Source organism: Alterluteimonas muca, from assembly GCF_021191595.1.
Taxonomy (GTDB): domain Bacteria; phylum Pseudomonadota; class Gammaproteobacteria; order Xanthomonadales; family Xanthomonadaceae; genus Luteimonas; species Luteimonas muca.
This window is the reverse complement of sequence record NZ_JAIWPS010000008.1, coordinates 58,173-74,897: the sequence shown is the minus strand read 5'-3', so window position 1 is coordinate 74,897 and position 16,725 is coordinate 58,173. Positions and strand designations below refer to the sequence as shown.

Below are 16,725 nucleotides of genomic sequence, written 5' to 3'. Positions count from 1 at the left end.
CGGGTCAGCGCCGGGTACGCGGTTCGACGACCTGGCCGGCCTGCACCAGGCGTGCACCGGCGACGACCACCTGCGCCGATGGCGGCAACTCGCCTTCGATGCGCGCATGCGTGCCTTCGATCGCGTGCACCCGCACCGGCACCGGCTGCGCAGCCCCGTCCTCGCCCACGGTCCATACCACCGCCTGACCGTCGGCCGCGCTCAGTACCGCGCTGGCCGGCACCCGGTGCTGGCCGGCAGCCAGCGTCGACGGCGCCGGATCGTCGATCGCGACCTGCACGGCCATGCCGGGCAGCACGTTGGCCCCCGGCGGCGGCGCGCCGCGCAGCGCCAGGCGGTAGGTGCGTGACTGCGCATCCGGCGCGGTCGCGTGTTCGCGATAGGCCAGCGTCATCGGCAGGCCGTCCAGCGCGAGCACGCGGCCACGCGCGACGAGTCCGGGGCCGAACGGCAGGCGCGCGGCATCGCGCTCGGGAATGTCGACGATGACCTCGATCACATCCGCATCCTGCATCCGCAGCACCGGCTGGCCGGCCGGGACCACGGTGCCGGCGGCGGCCAGCCTGCGCGCGACGACGCCTTCGTAGGGCGCGCGCAGGCGGGTGAAGCCGACCTGGCGCGCGGCGGCATCGCGGTTGGCGCGGGCACTGGCCAGTTGCGCCTCGGCCTGTTCCACCGCCGCCGGCGCGAGGATGCCTTCGTCGCGCAGGCCGCGGCGGCGGGCGACATCGGCCTCCATCGTGCGCAGCGCCACCTCGGCCTCGCGCAGCTGCAGGCGGTAGTCGGTGTCGTCGAGTTCGGCCAGCACCTGTCCGCGTTCCACGCGCTCGCCGTCACTGACCAGAAAGCGCGTGATGCGGCCATCGGCCTGGAACGCGAGTTCGGTGCCTTCGGCGGCCTCCACGCGCCCCGGGAAGCTCAGCATCCGGTCTTCGGATGCGCTCTCGACCGGCTGGACGATCACCGGGCGCGGCGGCGGTGGGGCTTCGGGCGCATCGCTGCAGGCGACCAGCAGGAAACCGAGGGACAACAGGAGAGGGACTCGCAAAACCACGCACCTGGGACTGGCCGACACCCGGCGGGGGCACAAGGGTCGCCCAAGCACCGCTGACGCCATGTGAACAGGCCAGGCCCGCGCGTGCCGGAGCCGGTGTCAGTCCGGGTGCGCGCCCGCGCCGCGCACGATGCAATGCCCACGGCAGCGCCGTGACCAGCAGCCAGACCGGCCGGGCCAGCGCAGGAATCAGGCTGGCGCTGCGGGCGCGTTGCGGAACCGGCGCGCGATTGGACGACCGTTTATCCCCGAGAATGGACATCGTCGTCGAGCGGGAGGGCAGGGTCTTTCGCGATGGTGCCGACCCATCACTACGCCGGCATCCGGGGCAATTGCCTGGTCATACCCCGTCGCCACTACGAGAATGTCTTCGACATCCCGGATGACCTCGGCAACGGGTTCTTTCGCGCCACGCGCCGCCTGGCGCAGGCGATGCGCAGCGCCTTCGGATGCGAGGGCATCTCCACGCGCCAGCACAATGGCCCGGCAGGCGACCAGGATGTGTGGCACTACCACCTGCACGTCTTCCCTCGCTACCCGAACGACCGGCTGCACGCCGGGCCGAAGACGCCGTACACCGCCGCGGAGCGCATCGCTGCGGCTGCCAGACTGCGCGCTGCGTTGCGGTAGCGTGCCGTAGCTGAACAGGCGTTCAGTTCCACTGTCACGCCGCGTGTGCAGGGCACCGAAGACACTCCAGCCACTCCCACACGCTGGAGATTCCAGATGACCAACAACTTCACCCGCATTCCCCTCGCCATCGCCCTGTCCTCCGCGCTGGCCTTTGCCGTCGGTTGCTCCAACGACCGCAATGCCGACGACCGTGCTGGCGTGACCAATGATCCGGCGGCACAGACGGCCGGTGCCACCGGCGACATGACGACCGCTGGCGACGTGCGCAACGATCCGGCCATGGACGGGACCAACCGCGACGGCCTCGGCGACGGCCGCAACTTCGACCAGCCGGTCGACGACACCTGGATCACCACCAAGGTGAAGTCCTCGCTGCTGGCCGAGTCGGACGTGTCCGGCCTGGACATCAACGTGGACACCCTCAACGGCGTGGTGACGCTGCGCGGCCAGGTGGACAGCCAGGCCCAGATCGACACGGCCACCCGCATCGCGCGCGACATCGAGGGCGTTACCGACGTCCAGACGAGCGGTCTGACGGTCCGCACCAACCGCTGATGCCGCGAGCGTCGGCTCGGCCTTACCGGCCGGACCGCGCATCAGGAGGGTGGTTCATGCCGCACACTTCCGGGTGTGCGGCATTTTCATGTGTTTCGTCCAGTGTCCCGCGCGCGCAGCGCGTCGGGCTCAGCCGTGCCGATCCACCAGCAGCACGAAGCCGCCCAGTTGCGAGCCCATGCCGATGGCGAGGCTGCGTTCGCGGTCGGCGGCAAGCGTTGCGATCGGCACCGACGTGTCCGGCGGCAGCGCGCGGTAGCTGGCGTCGTCGGCCAGCACGTCGTGCACCAGATAGCCCATCAGCACGTTGACCATTTCGCCCAGCGCATCCTGCGCGAGGTCGTCGTCGAACAGGTCAGGGCTGATGCGCAGCAGCGCGCAGGCCAGGGCGCGTGCGGCGGGCAGGTCGCTGGCCAGCGCGATGCCCAGCGGGCGGTCGCCCTCCACGCGCACGTGCGCAACGATGGGCCAGCTGTCGAGTTCTTCCGGTGCCAGCACTTCGGCCGGCAAACACTGGCTGCCGAGCATGCGCGGAAACAGCCGCGCGCACAGGCCGACCGCGCTGTTGGCCAGATCGCCCAGCGGGTGGGCGGCCAGTTCGCTTTCGAATGCGTGCCGGGCGTCTTCCTGGCTGGCGCGGTGCAGCGCAAGTTCCGCCTCCAGCCGATCGGGGTCGATCGCGCCCTGTTCCAGCAGCACGTCGCCCAGCATCCGCCGGCCGGCCTTCTGCGCGTCGAGCAGCGCGTCGAGCTGCGCCCGGTCGAGCGCGCCCATCTCCAGCGCGATGTCGCCGAAGCGCCGGTCCTCCACGCGCTGGCGCTGGTGGATGCGGCGCGCCTGCGCGGCGTCCAGCAGGCCCTGTCGCACGGCCAGTTCGCCCAGCAGCGGGTTGGACGCGCGTTGCGCTTCGATCGCCGCCAGCAGCTGCGCCGCGGTGATGACGCCACGCTCCAACAGGAACTGGCCGAGGAATTTCGCTGCCATCGTGTGATCTCTACAGGGAAACGTCGGCACCGCCCTCAGGCGAGCGCCTCGCGAAGCACGCGGTCCATCGCGTCGGTGTCGATGGGCTTCTGCAGGTAGGAGCGCGCGCCGAGGCGCAGGCACGCCTCGATGTCGCGCTGCGCGCCCAGCGAGCTGAGGATCACCACGCGCGCCTGCGGATCGAGTTCGAGGATGCGTGCCAGCGCCTCGCGACCGTCGCATTCCGGCATCACCAGGTCCAGCAGCACCAGGTCCGGGCGCAGCGCCTCGTACTGGCGGATCGCCTCGAGGCCGTTGCCGGCCTCGCCCGCCACCGCGAAGCCCGCTTCGTCCAGCTGGCCCGCCGCGAGCATGCGCAGCGCACGCGAGTCGTCGCACAACAGCACGGTCGGTCGATCGCTCATCAGTGTCTCCTCGTCGGGGTGCAAAGCCCACTGGCCGTGGTTCGATAGCGACCGCCGCGCAGGATGCTTGAGGGCTGGCATCCGGCCGGGGTCGCACGGCGGGGCATGGCCGCCTGCGCATCCTCGACCCACAGGGCGTCCAAGCGCGCATCATCCGAAGCCGATGTGCCGCACACGCCCGCCAGCATCAGCACGGCGGGCCCGCACCGGTCCGGCGGATCAGCGCTGGCGTCGCAGGCGCCCCCTTCCATGTCCGAACCGTGAGGCCAGGCTTCCTCTCTCCTGTATAACGCCAGCTGATCCCATCCGGATGCATGCAGAAGAACGGATGGCAGGGTGTGCGCGTTCCTTCGACGGGCGGGGTGCCTGCCCGCGGGATCTTCCCGGTACGTCAACACGTGGATTGCAGGAGCGACGATGAACACCCGGTCCGGTCTTCTCATCCTGATCGCAGCCGTGGCAGCGGGAGTCGTCGGTTATCTGGGCGTCTCCGGCGGTGATGGCGCAGGCGATGACACAACGGCGGATACCGCGCCGGGCGGTGGCCACCCCGGAGTCCCCGATGTGCGCAATGCTTCGGGTCAGCGAGTCGCACCGCGACCCGTGACAGCCCGTGAGGCCCGGGATGCCGCGGCGTGACGGCAACCGCTGATGGCATTGCCGCGCCATCCCCGGGCGCCGCCGGCCGCGGCGGATGGATGGCCGCCCCCGCGACGCAGCCGCCCCCGGGCTTCGCCCTCCACCGGCGTCGGGCATCATGGCCGCCTGTTTGCAGATGGACCACCGGATGGGCAGGCACGCCTCATCGACGCGGACGCGCCCGCGCCTCCAGTTGCGACCGGGCTGACGATGGGCCCGGCTGATCGACGCACCGTCGCTGCCCGCATGTGGCGCGCATTGCGTGGCCTGCTCGTTCTCATCGTGGCCGCGTGGGGCGCGCTGGCGCTGTGGTTCCAGCTGCCCGGGCCGTGGCCGCTGCGTGCGCTGGTGATCACCGGATGGTGCGCGCTTGGCGTGCTCGCGATCGTGCGGCCGCAACGCCCGGGCCGCCGGATGCCGGGCGTGGCGTTCGCGGTGGCCTTCGTCGTGATGCTCGGCTGGTGGAGCACGCTGGCACCTTCGCACGATCGCGACTGGGCCGACGATGTCGCCCGCCTGCTCGAGGCCCGGGTGGACGGTGACCGCCTGACCCTGCACAACGTGCGCAACTTCGAATGGCGCAGCGAGACCGACTACACCACGCGCTGGGAAACCCGCAGCTACGACCTCGACCGCCTCGAATCGGCCGACCTCATCCTGTCCTACTGGATGGGTCCGCACATCGCGCACACGCTGGTGTCGTTCGGCTTCGAGGACGGGGAGCAACTGGTGTTCTCGCTGGAGATCCGCAAGGAGCGCCACGAAGGCTTCTCCGCCATCGGCGGGTTCTTCCGGAAGTTCGAGCAGGTGATCATTGCCGCCGACGAGCGCGACATCGTGCGCACGCGCAGCAACGCCCGCGGCGAGGACGTGTACCTGTACCGCCTGCGCATGGCACCGGAAGCGGTGCGCGCGCTGTTGCTGGGCTATATCGACAGCAGTGCCGAGCTGCGCCACGCGCCACGCTTCTACAATACGCTGACCAGCAACTGCACCACGATCATCTACCGCCTGGCACGCCACATCGCGCCGACGTTGCCGGTCGATTACCGCCTGCTGCTGTCGGGCCATTTCGCCGAATACGCGTACGACCACGGCGGGCTGACGCCGGGCCATGACTACGCCGGACTGCAGGCGCGCGGGCATATCAACGCGCGCGCGCTCGCCAGCGACGCAGCGGCCGACGACCCTTCGGCGTTCTCGCGCGCGATCCGGCGCGGCGTCCCGGGCATTGCGCAGGAACATGAAAAAGATGACGAGTAGCCGCCTGCGCCAGTTCGCGCTGTTGTTGCTGGCACTGGCCGCGCTCGGCCTCGGCGGCTGCGCGACGGTCGAGGTGCGCTCGCAGGATGCCAGCGAGTACGTCGCCTCGCGCCGCGGCGACATGCTCACCACCGGCAGGCCAAGCGCCGCCACCGTCGAGACCATCCGCGTGGCCGGGCTGGAGGAATCGGCGTGCGCGGCGCCGGGACCTGCGTGCATCGCCGCGCTGGCGGCGCTGCCGGGCATCAGCGAGGAGCGCAGGCTGGCGGCGCTCGCCGAGCTGTGGCTGCAGCAGGCGATGGATGCGCCGAACGGGTCCGCGCCGGTCGCCCCCTGGCTGGAGACCGCCCGCCACGCCTACGCCTACCTGTTCTTCAGCGAGCGCAGCCCCGGCGAGCGTGCCTTCGAGGACCGCCAGACCCAGGTGCGCGACTACTACAACTACGCCACCCAGCGGGCCGGCATCGCCGTGTTCGACGTACTGGCGACGCGCCGCCGGGAGACGGGTGCGCCAACGCCGGCCACCCTGGAACTCGAGGGCTGGACGGTCCGGATCGATTTCGGCGCGGTGCGGTTGCCGGCCGGTCTGGACTTCCCGAAGGCGCTGGTGCCGGCCACCACGCTGGCCTTCGAAGGGCTGCGCAGCACCTACCGGCGCGAGGGCTTCGGCGCGGAGCTGGTCGCGGTGATGGGCGATGACGTGATGGCCACGATGCCGTCATCGCCGGCACAGGCCGAGCCGCCGGGCTGGAGCGAGATGCCATCCCCCGGCATGACCCTGCTGTTCCGCTTCCCCGGCGACGACCTCGCCGCGATCCTGTCCACCCGCGAGGTGCGCGTCAGCGCGCACGACCCGTACCGCGATACCGACATCGAACTCCACGGCCAGCAGGTGCCGCTGGCGGCCAACTTCACCGCGGGCTACGGCCTGTGGCTGGCGCGCTCCGGCTTCGCCCGGCAGTCGCTGCGCACCCTCCTGGGCCGCGAGGACGGCATCGACCGCCCACATCTGTACCTGATGCAGCCCTTCGATCCGGACCGCCGGATCATCCTGATGATCCACGGCCTGGCCAGCAGCCCGGAAGCCTGGGTCAACGTCGCCAACGAGGTGATGGGCGATGCCACGCTGCGGCGCCACTTCCAGGTCTGGCAGGTCTACTACCCGACCAATGCGCCGATCGGGCTCAACCACGTCGCGATCCGCCGCATCCTCGGCGAGGCGCTGCGTCATTTCGACCCCACGGGCACCGCCGCCGCCTCGCGCGACATGGTGCTGATCGGCCACAGCATGGGCGGGGTGATCGGGCGGCTGATGGTGTCGTCCTCCGGGGACATGCTGTGGGACCAGCTCATCGAAGCACGCGACATCGACGACGGCCGCCTGCAGCGCGTCGAGCGGCGGCTGGGACCGGCGCTGCGCTTCGAGCCCGTGCCCGCGATCTCGCGCGCGATCTTCATCGCCACGCCGCATCGCGGTACCGAGGTCGCCGGCAACCGCCTCGGGCGCTGGGTCTCGCGGCTGGTGCGCCTGCCGCTGACGGTGCTGGAAGGGCTGGGCGACGTGCTCGAGGACCTTGCCGGGCCCGGACCCGCCAGCGGCCGCGCGCCGCCGCGGGTGCCCAACAGCATCGACAACCTCAGCCAGGACGATCCGTTCGTGCGCGCCGCGGCGTCACTGCCGATCTCGCCGCGCGTGCGCTACCACTCGATCATCGCGCAGCGCAACGCGGCGATTCCGCTGGAGGCATCGGACGACGGGCTGGTGCCCTATCGCAGCGCGCATCTCGACGGCGCGGTGTCGGAGAAGGTCATCACCTCCGGCCACAGCGTGCAGGAGACCGCGCCAGCGATCCTGGAGCTGCGCCGCATCCTGCACGAGGATCTGCGCGACGCCGGCGTGATGCCGCGCGTGCGCTGAGGCACGCCGTCTTCGCAGGCGCGCGGTCGGGCATGCAGTAAGGTCGTCGCTCGCCCTCATCCCCAAGGCCACCATGACCAGGTTGTTGTTGCCCGTGCTGCTGACCGCGTTCGCTTTCGACGCCATGGCCCAGGCGCCCGTGGCGGCCCCACCCGAACGCTCGCCCTGGGGCATCGGCGTGGCGGCGGCGGTGTCCGACAGCCCGTATGCGGGTGAGGGCACGCGGGTCATCCCGATTCCGCTGCTGTCCTACGAGGGCGAGCGGTTCTACTTCCGCGGCGTCACCGCGGGCTGGCGGTTCGTCGACACGCCGACGTTCGAGTTCTCCGCACTGGCGAAGGCGCGTTTCGACGGTTTCGATGTCGATGACGACCTCGACCGCGGGCAGCTGGCGCGCAATGGCATCGATGCCGACCTGCTGGAGGACCGCGACCGCGGGCTCGATGTGGGCGTGGGCATGGAATGGAGCGGCCGCGCCGGCGAGCTGCAGCTGGAGCTGCTGACCGATGCCACCGACCGCAGCGGCGGCCAGGAGGCCTCGCTGCAGTACGGCTATCCGCTGCGCGTGGGCGGTGGCGTGCTGACGCCGATCGCCGGCGCGACCTGGTGGTCCGGCGACCTGGCCGACTACTACTACGGCACGTTGCGCGAGGAAGTCGCGCGTGGGGTGGTCGATTACCGGCCGGGCGCGGTGACCATGCCGCATGCCGGGGTGTCGTTCTTCCGGCCGCTGGGGACCACGTGGTCGCTGGTCGGCTCGCTGCGCTACAGCCATCTGCCCGATGCGATCACTGACAGCCCGCTGGTCGACCCCGGCACCGATGGCAGCGTGTCGATGTTCATCGGTGTGTCGCGCGGCTTCACCCCGTGGTGGCTGCGTCGCCGCTGACCTGCACGGCCACGTGATCGGGTGCGGCGCAGGCTGGTGCGCGGTGGACCAGCCACCGCAACGGAGACCCGCGATGACCACGCCACAGACACGCGACAGCATGAAGAAGTCGCAGCAGGAGAAGGCCCCGGCGCGCACCCCGCGCGAGCAGGATGCGGGGAAGCTGTCGAACCCGGGCGAGGGCGACAGGTCGCAGAAGCGCCAGGGCGGTCACTGACCGCGGTGCGCGAGGGCGGGCGAACCTACGCCCGCGATGCTCAGAACTCCGCCTGTCCCGGCAGCAGTGCGCGCAACTCGGTGTCGGTGAGGTTGCGCCATTGCCCGGGTTTCAGGTGTGCCAGCTTCACCGGCCCGATGCGCACCCGCACCAGCTGCTTCACCCGCAGGCCGAAATGCGCGGCCATCAGCCGCACCTGGCGGTTGAGCCCCTGCACGAGGGTGATGCGGAAGCCGAACTTCCCCAGCGGGCCGGTGCGGCACGGCAGCGTGGTCTGCCCGTGCACCGGCACGCCGCGGGCCATGCCGCGCAGGATCTCGGGGGTGACCGGATGGTTCACGGTCACCAGGTATTCCTTTTCCAGCTTGTTCTCGGCACGCAGGATGGCGTTGACGATGTCGCCGTTGCTGGTCATCAGGATCAACCCTTCGGAATCCTTGTCGAGCCGGCCGATCGGGAAGATGCGTTCGCGGTGGTCGACGAAGTCGACGATGTTGCCCTTCACCGATGACTCGGTGGTGCAGGTGATGCCCACCGGCTTGTTGAGCGCGATATAGACGTGCCGGCGCTTGCCGGGCGCGGCCGTGCGCTGCTGCAGCGGCTGGCCGTCGATCAGCACGGTGTCGCCGTCACCCACTTCCGAACCGACACGGCCGCGCTGGCCGTTCACCGTGACCCGGCCCTCGGCGATCAGCCGGTCGGCCTCGCGCCGCGAGCAGTAGCCGGTGTCACTGATGTGCTTGTTCAGGCGCATGGAGTGCGTTGGCGTGGCGGTGGCGAAAGGCGCGCAGTCTGGCAGATGCCGCGGCCGGGGTCATCGACGGGGCAACAAAAAACCCCGGGCTTTCGCCCGGGGTTTTCGTCACCGCTTGCGCGGTAGAGGTCGAGTGGAACTTACTCGGCCTGGACTTCTTCGGCCTGCAGGCCCTTCTGGCCCTGCGCAACCTTGAACGAGACCTTCTGGCCTTCCTGGAGCGACTTGAAGCCGCTGCCCTGGATCGAACGGAAGTGGACGAACAGGTCGTCGCCGCTCTGCGGGGTGATGAAGCCGAAGCCCTTGGCGTCATTGAACCACTTGACGGTACCGGTTTGACGATCAGACATGGTGTTACTCCTTGGATCAGTTGAGGATGCACGGCCCGCGGTGTGCGGTGCCGGACTGTATCGAGCAAGGGGTAACGCGAAGCGATGGAGCGGATCGTCTGGAAAGGCCGCTTTCGCGACCCTGGAACCTGTGATCTACCGCATCGGAGCCACGATGTACCGTGATCCCGCTTTGAACAGTGGGTGCACCTTAGCGCACTTCCGCACCGGTGGGTGGAATTTGTTTGCGAGGGCATTCCGGGTGCGCCTTCAGGTTCATCGTGGTGACGATGGGCAAGCCGGATCCCAGCCCGGAGCATGGGTGGGCGCACCGACGACCCATGCCACGGTGGAAATACGTCTTCCACGAAAACGGCACCCGGCAACGCGCATCTGCGTATGCCCTAGGTCTCGAGCTCGATCACCGCGTCCAGCCGATCCGACGGCACCATATATCCGCCCGCTTCCACGGCGGCGCGCACGTCGAGCAGCTGCACTTCCAGCTCACCGAGTTCATCGGCCTCCGCCACCGCGACGATATGGATGCAGCGTGCGTTGAACCACTCCCAGAACTGGCGGAACGTCCGGCCGTGCCAGTGCTCGTGGCGGATGCCGGTGTAGAGCTCGCTGACGGCAATGGTGAGCTGGTCGCGCATGGCGGCTCCGGGTGCTGCGGGATGGCGATTGTGCCCGGTCCCACCCCGCAACCTGCGATCATGCGCGCATGACCGAATCGCTTCCGTTCAACCAACTCGCGCTGTCGCCGGCCCTGCTGCAGGGCGTGGAGGCACTGGGCTACACCTCGATGACGCCGGTGCAGGCGCAGGCGCTGCCGGCGATCCTCGAGGGCCGCGACGTGATCGCGCAGGCGCCGACCGGCAGCGGCAAGACCGCCGCGTTCGGCCTCGGGCTGCTGGCACGGCTGGATCCGGCGCGCATCAAAACCCAGTCATTGGTGCTGTGCCCGACGCGCGAGCTCGCCGACCAGGTCGGCAAGCAGCTGCGCAGGCTGGCCGTCGGCATCCCCAACCTCAAGGTGTCGATCCTGTGCGGCGGGATTCCGTTGGGCCCGCAACTGGCATCGCTGACGCACGATCCGCATGTGGTGGTCGGCACGCCCGGCCGTATCCAGGAGCTGGTGAAGAAGAAGGCGCTGCATCTGGATGGCGTGCGCACGCTGGTGCTCGACGAGGCCGACCGCATGCTCGACATGGGCTTCGAAGAGGCGATCCGCGACATCGCCAGACGCGTGCCGAAGGATCGCCAGGGCCTGCTGTTCTCGGCGACGTTCCCCGAGGCGATCCGCGCACTGGCCAACGCGATGCTGCGCGACGCGGCGGAGATCAGCGTCGATGGCGGCGCGCAGCCAGCAACGATTGCCCAGCTGTTCTTCGAGGTCGACCCGGCACGCCGTGCGCCTGCCCTTGCGGCGCTGCTGCTGCGGTTCCAGCCGGAATCGACGGTGGTGTTCTGCAACACCCGCGCCGACACCGTGGAGGTGGTCGGTTCGCTCACCCATTACGGCTTCACCGCGCTGGCCCTGCATGGCGACATGGAGCAGCGCGACCGCGACGAGGTGCTGGTGCAGTTCGCCAACCGCAGCTGCAGCGTGCTGGTGGCCAGCGACGTCGCCGCGCGCGGGCTGGATGTCGAGGACATCGGCGCGGTGGTGAACTACGAACTGCCCACCGATGCCGACACCTACCTGCACCGCATCGGCCGCACCGGGCGCGCCGGCCGCGATGGCCTTGCGCTGAGCCTGTGCACGCCGCGCGAGCTGCCGCGCGCGACGATGATCGAGGAGGCACAGGGCCAGCGGCTGCGCTGGGAAACGCTGCAGCCGCTGTCGGGCAGGGCCGCCAACGTGCCGCCGGCGGCCATGGCCACCCTGCGCATCGATGCCGGCCGCACCGACAAGCTGCGCGCGGGCGACATCGTCGGTGCACTGACCGGCGAAGCGAAGCTGCACAAGGACGCGATCGGCAGGATCGATGTGTTCGCCACCCGCAGCTATGTCGCCATCGCGCGTCGGCAGGCGGACAACGCACTGTCGGCCCTGCGCCAGGGGAAGATCAAGGGACGGAAATTCCGCGTCAACCGGCTGTAGACGGCGCCCCCGTACGGCCGGCAGGTGGATGACGATGGCTACGGAAGACAGGTATCGCCCGATCAGTTGCGACTTCCACGACATCCTGGAAGCCGCGGCGACGACAGGCAGGCCGGTGACCGTCGAGTTCTGTGATCTGCAGGCCGCCATCGTGCAGCGGCAGGCGAGGATCGGCGACCTCGTCACCCGCGACGGCGGCGAATACCTGCTGCTCGACACCGGCGACAGCATCCGCCTTGACCGCATCGTGTCCATCGACGGCATCCGGCTCGGGGACTATCCCGGTAACGGATAGACCCGCGCAGGCGCCAGCGCAACGGGATCCCGCAGCGGTTGCCATGGCGACGTTTGTCGCGGCGACCTGCGCGTTCGATATCCGCATCACCTCGGGTCGGCCCCAGTTCCGGTGCGGTGCGCGGATGCCTAGTCTGCTGCGCGTCCATCCGGAGCCTTCCGATGCTCGACGCGATCAATCCGCTGGCGCAGTCGCCGCTGCACCCTTTCCAGGCCATGAAGCCGATGTCCGCACTCGATGCCGCGGCGTCGGGTCTCGATCTCGAACGCCATCTTGCCGACCTTGCCGACAGCGGCGCGCTGCCGGACTTCCTCGGCCAGGTCGATGACGCCATCGCACTTGCCACGCAGTCGCCGGTGTTCGGTGAGCAGCTCGACCCGCTGCTGGGCCGCATCCACGCCGCACTCGAGGGCATGTCCACGCGCGGGCTCGACGCCGCGACGCGCGAGACGCTCGACGCCACCATCGAGCGCCTGGGCGACCACCTCGGTGCCGAGGGTCCCGATGCGCCCGACGGCACCGGGCAGGTGCCCGGTGGCGGCCTCGAGGCACACGAGGACGCCGGCGGGCATCTGATCGAACGTCATGTCGGCAAGAGCGAGGAGTGGCTGGTCGACCGCGTGCGCCGCGAGAACATCAGTGCCGCGTCCAGCTTCGTCGACCTGCCCACCGCCGAGCACTTCGTATCGGCGACCATCGGCGAGCACCAGGACCGCATCGATGCCTGGCTCGACGGCCAGGGCGGCAACCGCCTGGTGGTGGATGCGAACTTCGATGCCAGCACCGGCATCTCGGTGAAACGTGGCGACAGCGACGCTACCGATGTCCATTCGGTGCGGCTGGTGCTGGAGCGGTCGGACCGTCTGGACATCGGCTATAGAATCGTCACCGGTTATCCGACACCGCCCTGAGCGCCGAGCCGATGAGCGATTACCCCCACCTCGAGAACTTCCTGGCCGCGTATTTCCACCAGGACTGGCAGACCGAACACGCCAAGCCTGAAGGGGTGATCGACTACTACCGCGAGTCGGAATCACCGGCGCAGGTCGAGGCGGCGGCCGAAGACATCGCACGGCTGTTGTCACACGACCACGACGAGGCCGCGCTCGGCGCCATCGCACGCGACATGGGTTGCGAATACGATCCCACGGAGGACGGCGCCACCTGGCGCGCCTGGCTCCAGCGGCTCCACGACCTGCTGCTCGGCAAGGGCTGAACCCGTCGCCCCGTCCGCAAGCGGGGCGGCAATGGCTCGGCGCGCGCGCTACCGCACCAGCTGCAGGAAGTGCAGATGGCGCTGGTACTGGTCGAGGACGTCGTGGATCAGTGCCTCGCGGCGCCAGCCCATCACGTCATATCCCTGTCCGCCCTCGCGCAGGTGCACCTCGGCGCGGTAGTCGACATCGTCGGTGTCGCGTTGCTGGCGGCGCGGGTCGGACAGGATGAAGCTCGGCGGCTCGTAGGCCTGCGGGCGCACCGAGTAGAAGAAATCCATCTCCGCGCCGTGGCCCACCTCCACCCAGACGCGGCCGTCTTCACCGGCCTCCACGCGCGCGTCCAGCCCCTGCTGGCGCAGTTCCTGCGCGACCTCCTCCAGCGCCGGGCGCACCTGTGAGTCGATGAAGGCGCGCACCTCGGCCAGGGTCGGGTGGCGCACCAGCGCCTGCAGGCGCGCCTTCCAGTTCTCGCCGCCGAGGCCCGCCGGCAGCAGCCGGGCTTCACGCGTGCTGCGCTGCTTCACCATCTCCAGCTGCATCGCCCGCAGCAGGCCCCAGCACATCAGGATCATCACCACGGTGAAAGGCAGGGCACTGGCGATGGTCGCCGCCTGCAGGGCTTCCAGGCCGCCGGCGATCAGCAGCGCGATCGCCACCGCGCCCACCAGCAGCGCCCAGAAGATCCGCTGCCAGGTCGGCGACTGTTCCTCGCCGCGGCTGGTCAGCATGTCGATCACCAGCGAGCCGGAATCGGCCGAGGTCACGAAGAAGATCACCACCAGCAGCACCGCGAGCGCCGAAGTGAGCGACGACAGCGGGAACTCCTCGAGGAAGCGGAACAGCGCCACCGAGGTGTCGGCGGCGACCGCATCGGCAAGCCCGGCCACGCCCTGCACGATCACCAGGTGCAGGGCGGTGTTGCCGTACACGGTCATCCACAGGAAGGTGAACCCCAGCGGCACCAGCAGCACGCCAAGCACGAACTCGCGCACCGTGCGCCCGCGCGAGATGCGCGCGATGAACATGCCCACGAACGGCGACCACGCGATCCACCAGCCCCAGTAGAACAGCGTCCAGCCGCCGAGCCAGCTGGTCGGCTCGTAGGCATAGAGGTTGAACGTCATCGCGAACAGACTGGAGATGTACATGCCGGTGTTCTGCACGAATGCCTGCAGCAGGTGCGCGGTCGGCCCCATCACCAGCACGAACGAAAGCAGCGCCACCGCCATCAGCATGTTGATCTCCGACAGCCGGCGTACGCCGCGGTCCAGTCCCGACACCACCGAGCCGGTGGCAATCAGCGTGATCACGGTGATCAGCACGACCTGCATGGTCACGTTGACCTCGACGCCGAACAGGTAATCGAGGCCGGTATTGATCTGGATGACGCCGACCCCCAGCGAAGTGGCGAGGCCGAACATCGTGCCCAGCACCGCGAAGGTATCGACCGCATGGCCGATCGGCCCATGGATGCGCTCGCCGATCAGCGGATACAGCGCCGAGCGGATGCGCAGCGGCAGGCCGTGGCGGTAGGCGAAGTAGGCCAGCGACAGCGCGACCACCGCGTAGATCGCCCAGGCATGCACGCCCCAGTGGAAGAAGGTGATGCGCATCGCGCTGCGCGCCGCGGCGATCGTGCGCGCGTCGCCGACCGGCGGATCGGCGTAATGCATGATCGGCTCGGCCACGCCGAAGAACATCAGGCCGATGCCCATGCCTGCGGCGAACAGCATCGCGAACCAGGTGCGGTAGCCGTAGTCCGGCCGGCTGTGTTCCGGACCCAGCCGCAGCCGGCCGAAGCCGCTCAGCGCCAACGTGACCACGAACACCAGGAACCCGGCGACGGCGGCGACGGTGAACCAGCCGGCGTCATCGGCCACCCAGCGCTGCGCGCCCTGGAACAGGGTTTCCATGCGCGCGGGGATGACGAACGACAGCAGCACCAGCAGCAGCACCAGGCCGGCAGACGGCAGGAACACCGGCCACAGCACATGCGCGAAGCGCCCACGGGAGGCGGGTGTCCCCTCGGAAGGGTTCATGGCGGCCCTCGATGCAATGGCGACGACCGCACGATGCCGCGACGGCCGTGAGGGCGACGGTGTGGGACGAGGGCCAGGGCGGGCCGCGGCTGCCTTATCGCCAGGTCGGGACACCGGGGCGCGTCATGCTCCGTGCCTGGGCTAACCTGCGCTGCCGCCCTGCCCGGTGCCGCCATGCGCACGCTGTCCGCAACCCTCTCCGCCATCGCCCTGCCACTGCTGCTTGCCGCCTGCGCCGGCGGCACGCTGCGCATCGACGACAGCCATCCGGCCGCGGTGCAGGCCAGCCGCGTGCAGCACCTGGTGCTGCACTACACGGTGGCCGACTTCGAGGAATCACTCGACATCCTGACCGGCCACGAGCGCGGCGTGTCGGCGCACTACCTGGTGCGCGACGATCCGGTGCGCATCTACCGGCTGGTACCGGAAGAACGGATGGCGCGGCATGCGGGCGAGAGCTACTGGCACGGTGCGACCGCGCTCAATGCCTCGTCGATCGGCATCGAGATCGTCAACACGGGTTGGGCGGATTCGCCGGAGGGTCGCGTATACGCGCCGTACCCGCAGGCGCAGATGGATGCGGTGATCGCGCTGGTGCGCGACATCGTCGCCCGCCACGAGATCGCCCCGTCGCGTGTGCTCGGCCATGCCGACATCGCACCGGGGCGCAAGCAGGATCCGGGGCCGATGTTTCCGTGGAAACAGCTCGCCGATGCCGGCCTGGTGCCGTGGCCGGACCCGCAGCAGGTGGCGCAACGGCTGGCCGTGTACCACGCGCAGCCGCTGCCGGATCCCGGGTGGTTCCAGCAGCGGCTGGAAGCTGCGGGCTACCGGGTGCCGCGCAGTGGCGAACTCGACACGGAAACGCGCGACGTGATCAGCACCTTCCAGATGAAGTACCGCCCGGCCGACATCGGCGGCGAGCCGGATGCGGAAACCGCCGCACTGCTGGACGTGGTGTCGACGCCCGGCGGCACGCGGGTGGCGGATCCGCCGTCACGCTGACAGGCGACGACGTGCGTGCGCTCGCGCGGACTACTCGCCCTGGTACTGCTTTTCCTCGACCAGCGCCGAGCCGGCAACACGGTTGATCTCGTTCTTGACCTGCACGCGCTCGCCGTTGGTGGCGTAGACGCCACGCGCAAGCTGGATGAAGCGGTCGTCGAAACGTTGCGCGGCCTCGCACTCGCGCAGCGCGTCCTGGATCTCCCACATCCGCGCGTTGATCGCATGCAGCCGGGTCTTCAGCCCGCCGAGCACCGGCTGCCGCGACTGCTGCGCCTCCCACAGCGGCTGCAGGCCGTCGAGCTCGGCGCGCACGTTGCTGCGCTTGGCCTCGTCGTCGATGCGCTCGGCCTTGAGTTCGAGGATGGTGATCTTGTCGACGAGCTCGCCGATGGACACGGGCGTGAGGATGGTATGCATCGC

General features: G+C 69.6%; 19 protein-coding genes. 11 read left to right on the top strand and 8 right to left on the bottom strand.

All coding sequences use genetic code 11. The features are described from left to right. Positions 1-4: 4 nt before the first annotated feature. Positions 5-1,030 (bottom strand): efflux RND transporter periplasmic adaptor subunit, encoded by a 1,026-nt coding sequence (locus LDO11_RS11245; protein ID WP_232141627.1) that lies wholly within the window; start codon positions 1,028-1,030, stop codon positions 5-7. A 318-nt stretch (positions 1,031-1,348) separates the two neighbouring features. Here LDO11_RS11245 and LDO11_RS11240 point away from each other — a divergent pair, with 318 nt between their 5' ends. Then, positions 1,349-1,684 carry an HIT family protein gene (locus tag LDO11_RS11240; protein WP_232141626.1) on the top strand — a complete coding sequence of 112 codons (336 nt, stop codon included), beginning with the start codon at positions 1,349-1,351 and terminating at the stop codon, positions 1,682-1,684. 96 nt (positions 1,685-1,780) lie between these two features. Beyond that, positions 1,781-2,242 carry a BON domain-containing protein gene (locus LDO11_RS11235; RefSeq protein WP_232141625.1) on the top strand — a complete coding sequence of 154 codons (462 nt, stop codon included), beginning with the start codon at positions 1,781-1,783 and terminating at the stop codon, positions 2,240-2,242. A gap of 129 nt (positions 2,243-2,371) precedes the next feature. Here the strand turns inward: LDO11_RS11235 and LDO11_RS11230 are convergent, their stop codons facing one another. Further along, on the bottom strand, positions 2,372-3,226 hold the full coding sequence (locus LDO11_RS11230; protein ID WP_232141624.1) for a cyclic di-GMP-binding domain-containing protein, MshE-related: 855 nt from the start codon (positions 3,224-3,226) through the stop codon (positions 2,372-2,374). 35 nt (positions 3,227-3,261) lie between these two features. Continuing rightward, on the bottom strand, positions 3,262-3,630 hold the full coding sequence (locus tag LDO11_RS11225; RefSeq protein WP_232141623.1) for a response regulator: 369 nt from the start codon (positions 3,628-3,630) through the stop codon (positions 3,262-3,264). 849 nt (positions 3,631-4,479) lie between these two features. On the opposite strand from LDO11_RS11225, the gene LDO11_RS11220 reads away from it, so the two are divergent. From LDO11_RS11220 to LDO11_RS11205, 4 genes are all read left to right on the top strand, one after another. Further along, entirely contained in the window at positions 4,480-5,532 is a 1,053-nt protein-coding gene (locus LDO11_RS11220; RefSeq protein WP_232141622.1) for an Lnb N-terminal periplasmic domain-containing protein, read from the top strand. After that, a complete protein-coding gene (locus LDO11_RS11215; RefSeq protein ID WP_232141621.1) occupies positions 5,522-7,450 on the top strand; it encodes a lipase family protein in 1,929 nt (642 codons plus the stop codon). The genes LDO11_RS11220 and LDO11_RS11215 overlap by 11 nt, the downstream gene beginning before the upstream one ends. Positions 7,451-7,523: 73 nt before the next feature. Beyond that, complete coding sequence (locus tag LDO11_RS11210; protein WP_232141620.1) at positions 7,524-8,339, top strand: MipA/OmpV family protein; 816 nt, start codon at positions 7,524-7,526, stop codon at positions 8,337-8,339. 73 nt (positions 8,340-8,412) lie between these two features. Beyond that, the gene (locus LDO11_RS11205; RefSeq protein WP_164972201.1) at positions 8,413-8,556 is read left to right on the top strand and encodes a hypothetical protein; all 144 of its coding nucleotides are present in this window, start codon (positions 8,413-8,415) and stop codon (positions 8,554-8,556) included. Positions 8,557-8,596: 40 nt separating this feature from the next. On the opposite strand, the gene LDO11_RS11200 is transcribed toward LDO11_RS11205, so the two are convergent. The 3 genes from LDO11_RS11200 to LDO11_RS11190 all read right to left on the bottom strand — a co-directional run bounded on the left by LDO11_RS11200 (position 8,597) and on the right by LDO11_RS11190 (position 10,295). Beyond that, positions 8,597-9,310, bottom strand: coding sequence for a pseudouridine synthase (locus LDO11_RS11200; protein ID WP_232141619.1), 714 nt, complete (start codon positions 9,308-9,310; stop codon positions 8,597-8,599). Positions 9,311-9,450: 140 nt separating this feature from the next. Next, the gene (locus LDO11_RS11195) at positions 9,451-9,660 is read right to left on the bottom strand and encodes a cold-shock protein (protein ID WP_100321765.1); all 210 of its coding nucleotides are present in this window, start codon (positions 9,658-9,660) and stop codon (positions 9,451-9,453) included. A gap of 383 nt (positions 9,661-10,043) precedes the next feature. After that, the gene (locus tag LDO11_RS11190; RefSeq protein WP_232141618.1) at positions 10,044-10,295 is read right to left on the bottom strand and encodes a hypothetical protein; all 252 of its coding nucleotides are present in this window, start codon (positions 10,293-10,295) and stop codon (positions 10,044-10,046) included. A 68-nt stretch (positions 10,296-10,363) separates the two neighbouring features. Here LDO11_RS11190 and dbpA point away from each other — a divergent pair, with 68 nt between their 5' ends. The 4 genes from dbpA to LDO11_RS11170 all read left to right on the top strand — a co-directional run bounded on the left by dbpA (position 10,364) and on the right by LDO11_RS11170 (position 13,257). Then, complete coding sequence (gene dbpA / locus LDO11_RS11185) at positions 10,364-11,746, top strand: ATP-dependent RNA helicase DbpA (RefSeq protein ID WP_232141617.1); 1,383 nt, start codon at positions 10,364-10,366, stop codon at positions 11,744-11,746. 34 nt (positions 11,747-11,780) lie between these two features. Continuing rightward, positions 11,781-12,041 (top strand): Rho-binding antiterminator, encoded by a 261-nt coding sequence (locus LDO11_RS11180; RefSeq protein ID WP_232141616.1) that lies wholly within the window; start codon positions 11,781-11,783, stop codon positions 12,039-12,041. Positions 12,042-12,202: 161 nt separating this feature from the next. After that, positions 12,203-12,952 (top strand): RNase A-like domain-containing protein, encoded by a 750-nt coding sequence (locus LDO11_RS11175; RefSeq protein WP_232141615.1) that lies wholly within the window; start codon positions 12,203-12,205, stop codon positions 12,950-12,952. 11 nt (positions 12,953-12,963) lie between these two features. After that, entirely contained in the window at positions 12,964-13,257 is a 294-nt protein-coding gene (locus LDO11_RS11170) for a contact-dependent growth inhibition system immunity protein (RefSeq protein ID WP_232141614.1), read from the top strand. Between the two features lie 48 nt (positions 13,258-13,305). On the opposite strand, the gene LDO11_RS11165 is transcribed toward LDO11_RS11170, so the two are convergent. Next, the gene (locus LDO11_RS11165; RefSeq protein ID WP_232141613.1) at positions 13,306-15,297 is read right to left on the bottom strand and encodes a BCCT family transporter; all 1,992 of its coding nucleotides are present in this window, start codon (positions 15,295-15,297) and stop codon (positions 13,306-13,308) included. Between the two features lie 174 nt (positions 15,298-15,471). Between LDO11_RS11165 and LDO11_RS11160 the strand changes: the two genes are divergently transcribed. Beyond that, a complete protein-coding gene (locus tag LDO11_RS11160; protein ID WP_232141612.1) occupies positions 15,472-16,302 on the top strand; it encodes an N-acetylmuramoyl-L-alanine amidase in 831 nt (276 codons plus the stop codon). Between the two features lie 30 nt (positions 16,303-16,332). Here LDO11_RS11160 and LDO11_RS11155 read toward each other — a convergent pair whose 3' ends face one another. After that, on the bottom strand, positions 16,333-16,722 hold the full coding sequence (locus LDO11_RS11155; protein ID WP_232141611.1) for a DUF6165 family protein: 390 nt from the start codon (positions 16,720-16,722) through the stop codon (positions 16,333-16,335). Between the last annotated feature and the right edge of the window lie 3 nt (positions 16,723-16,725).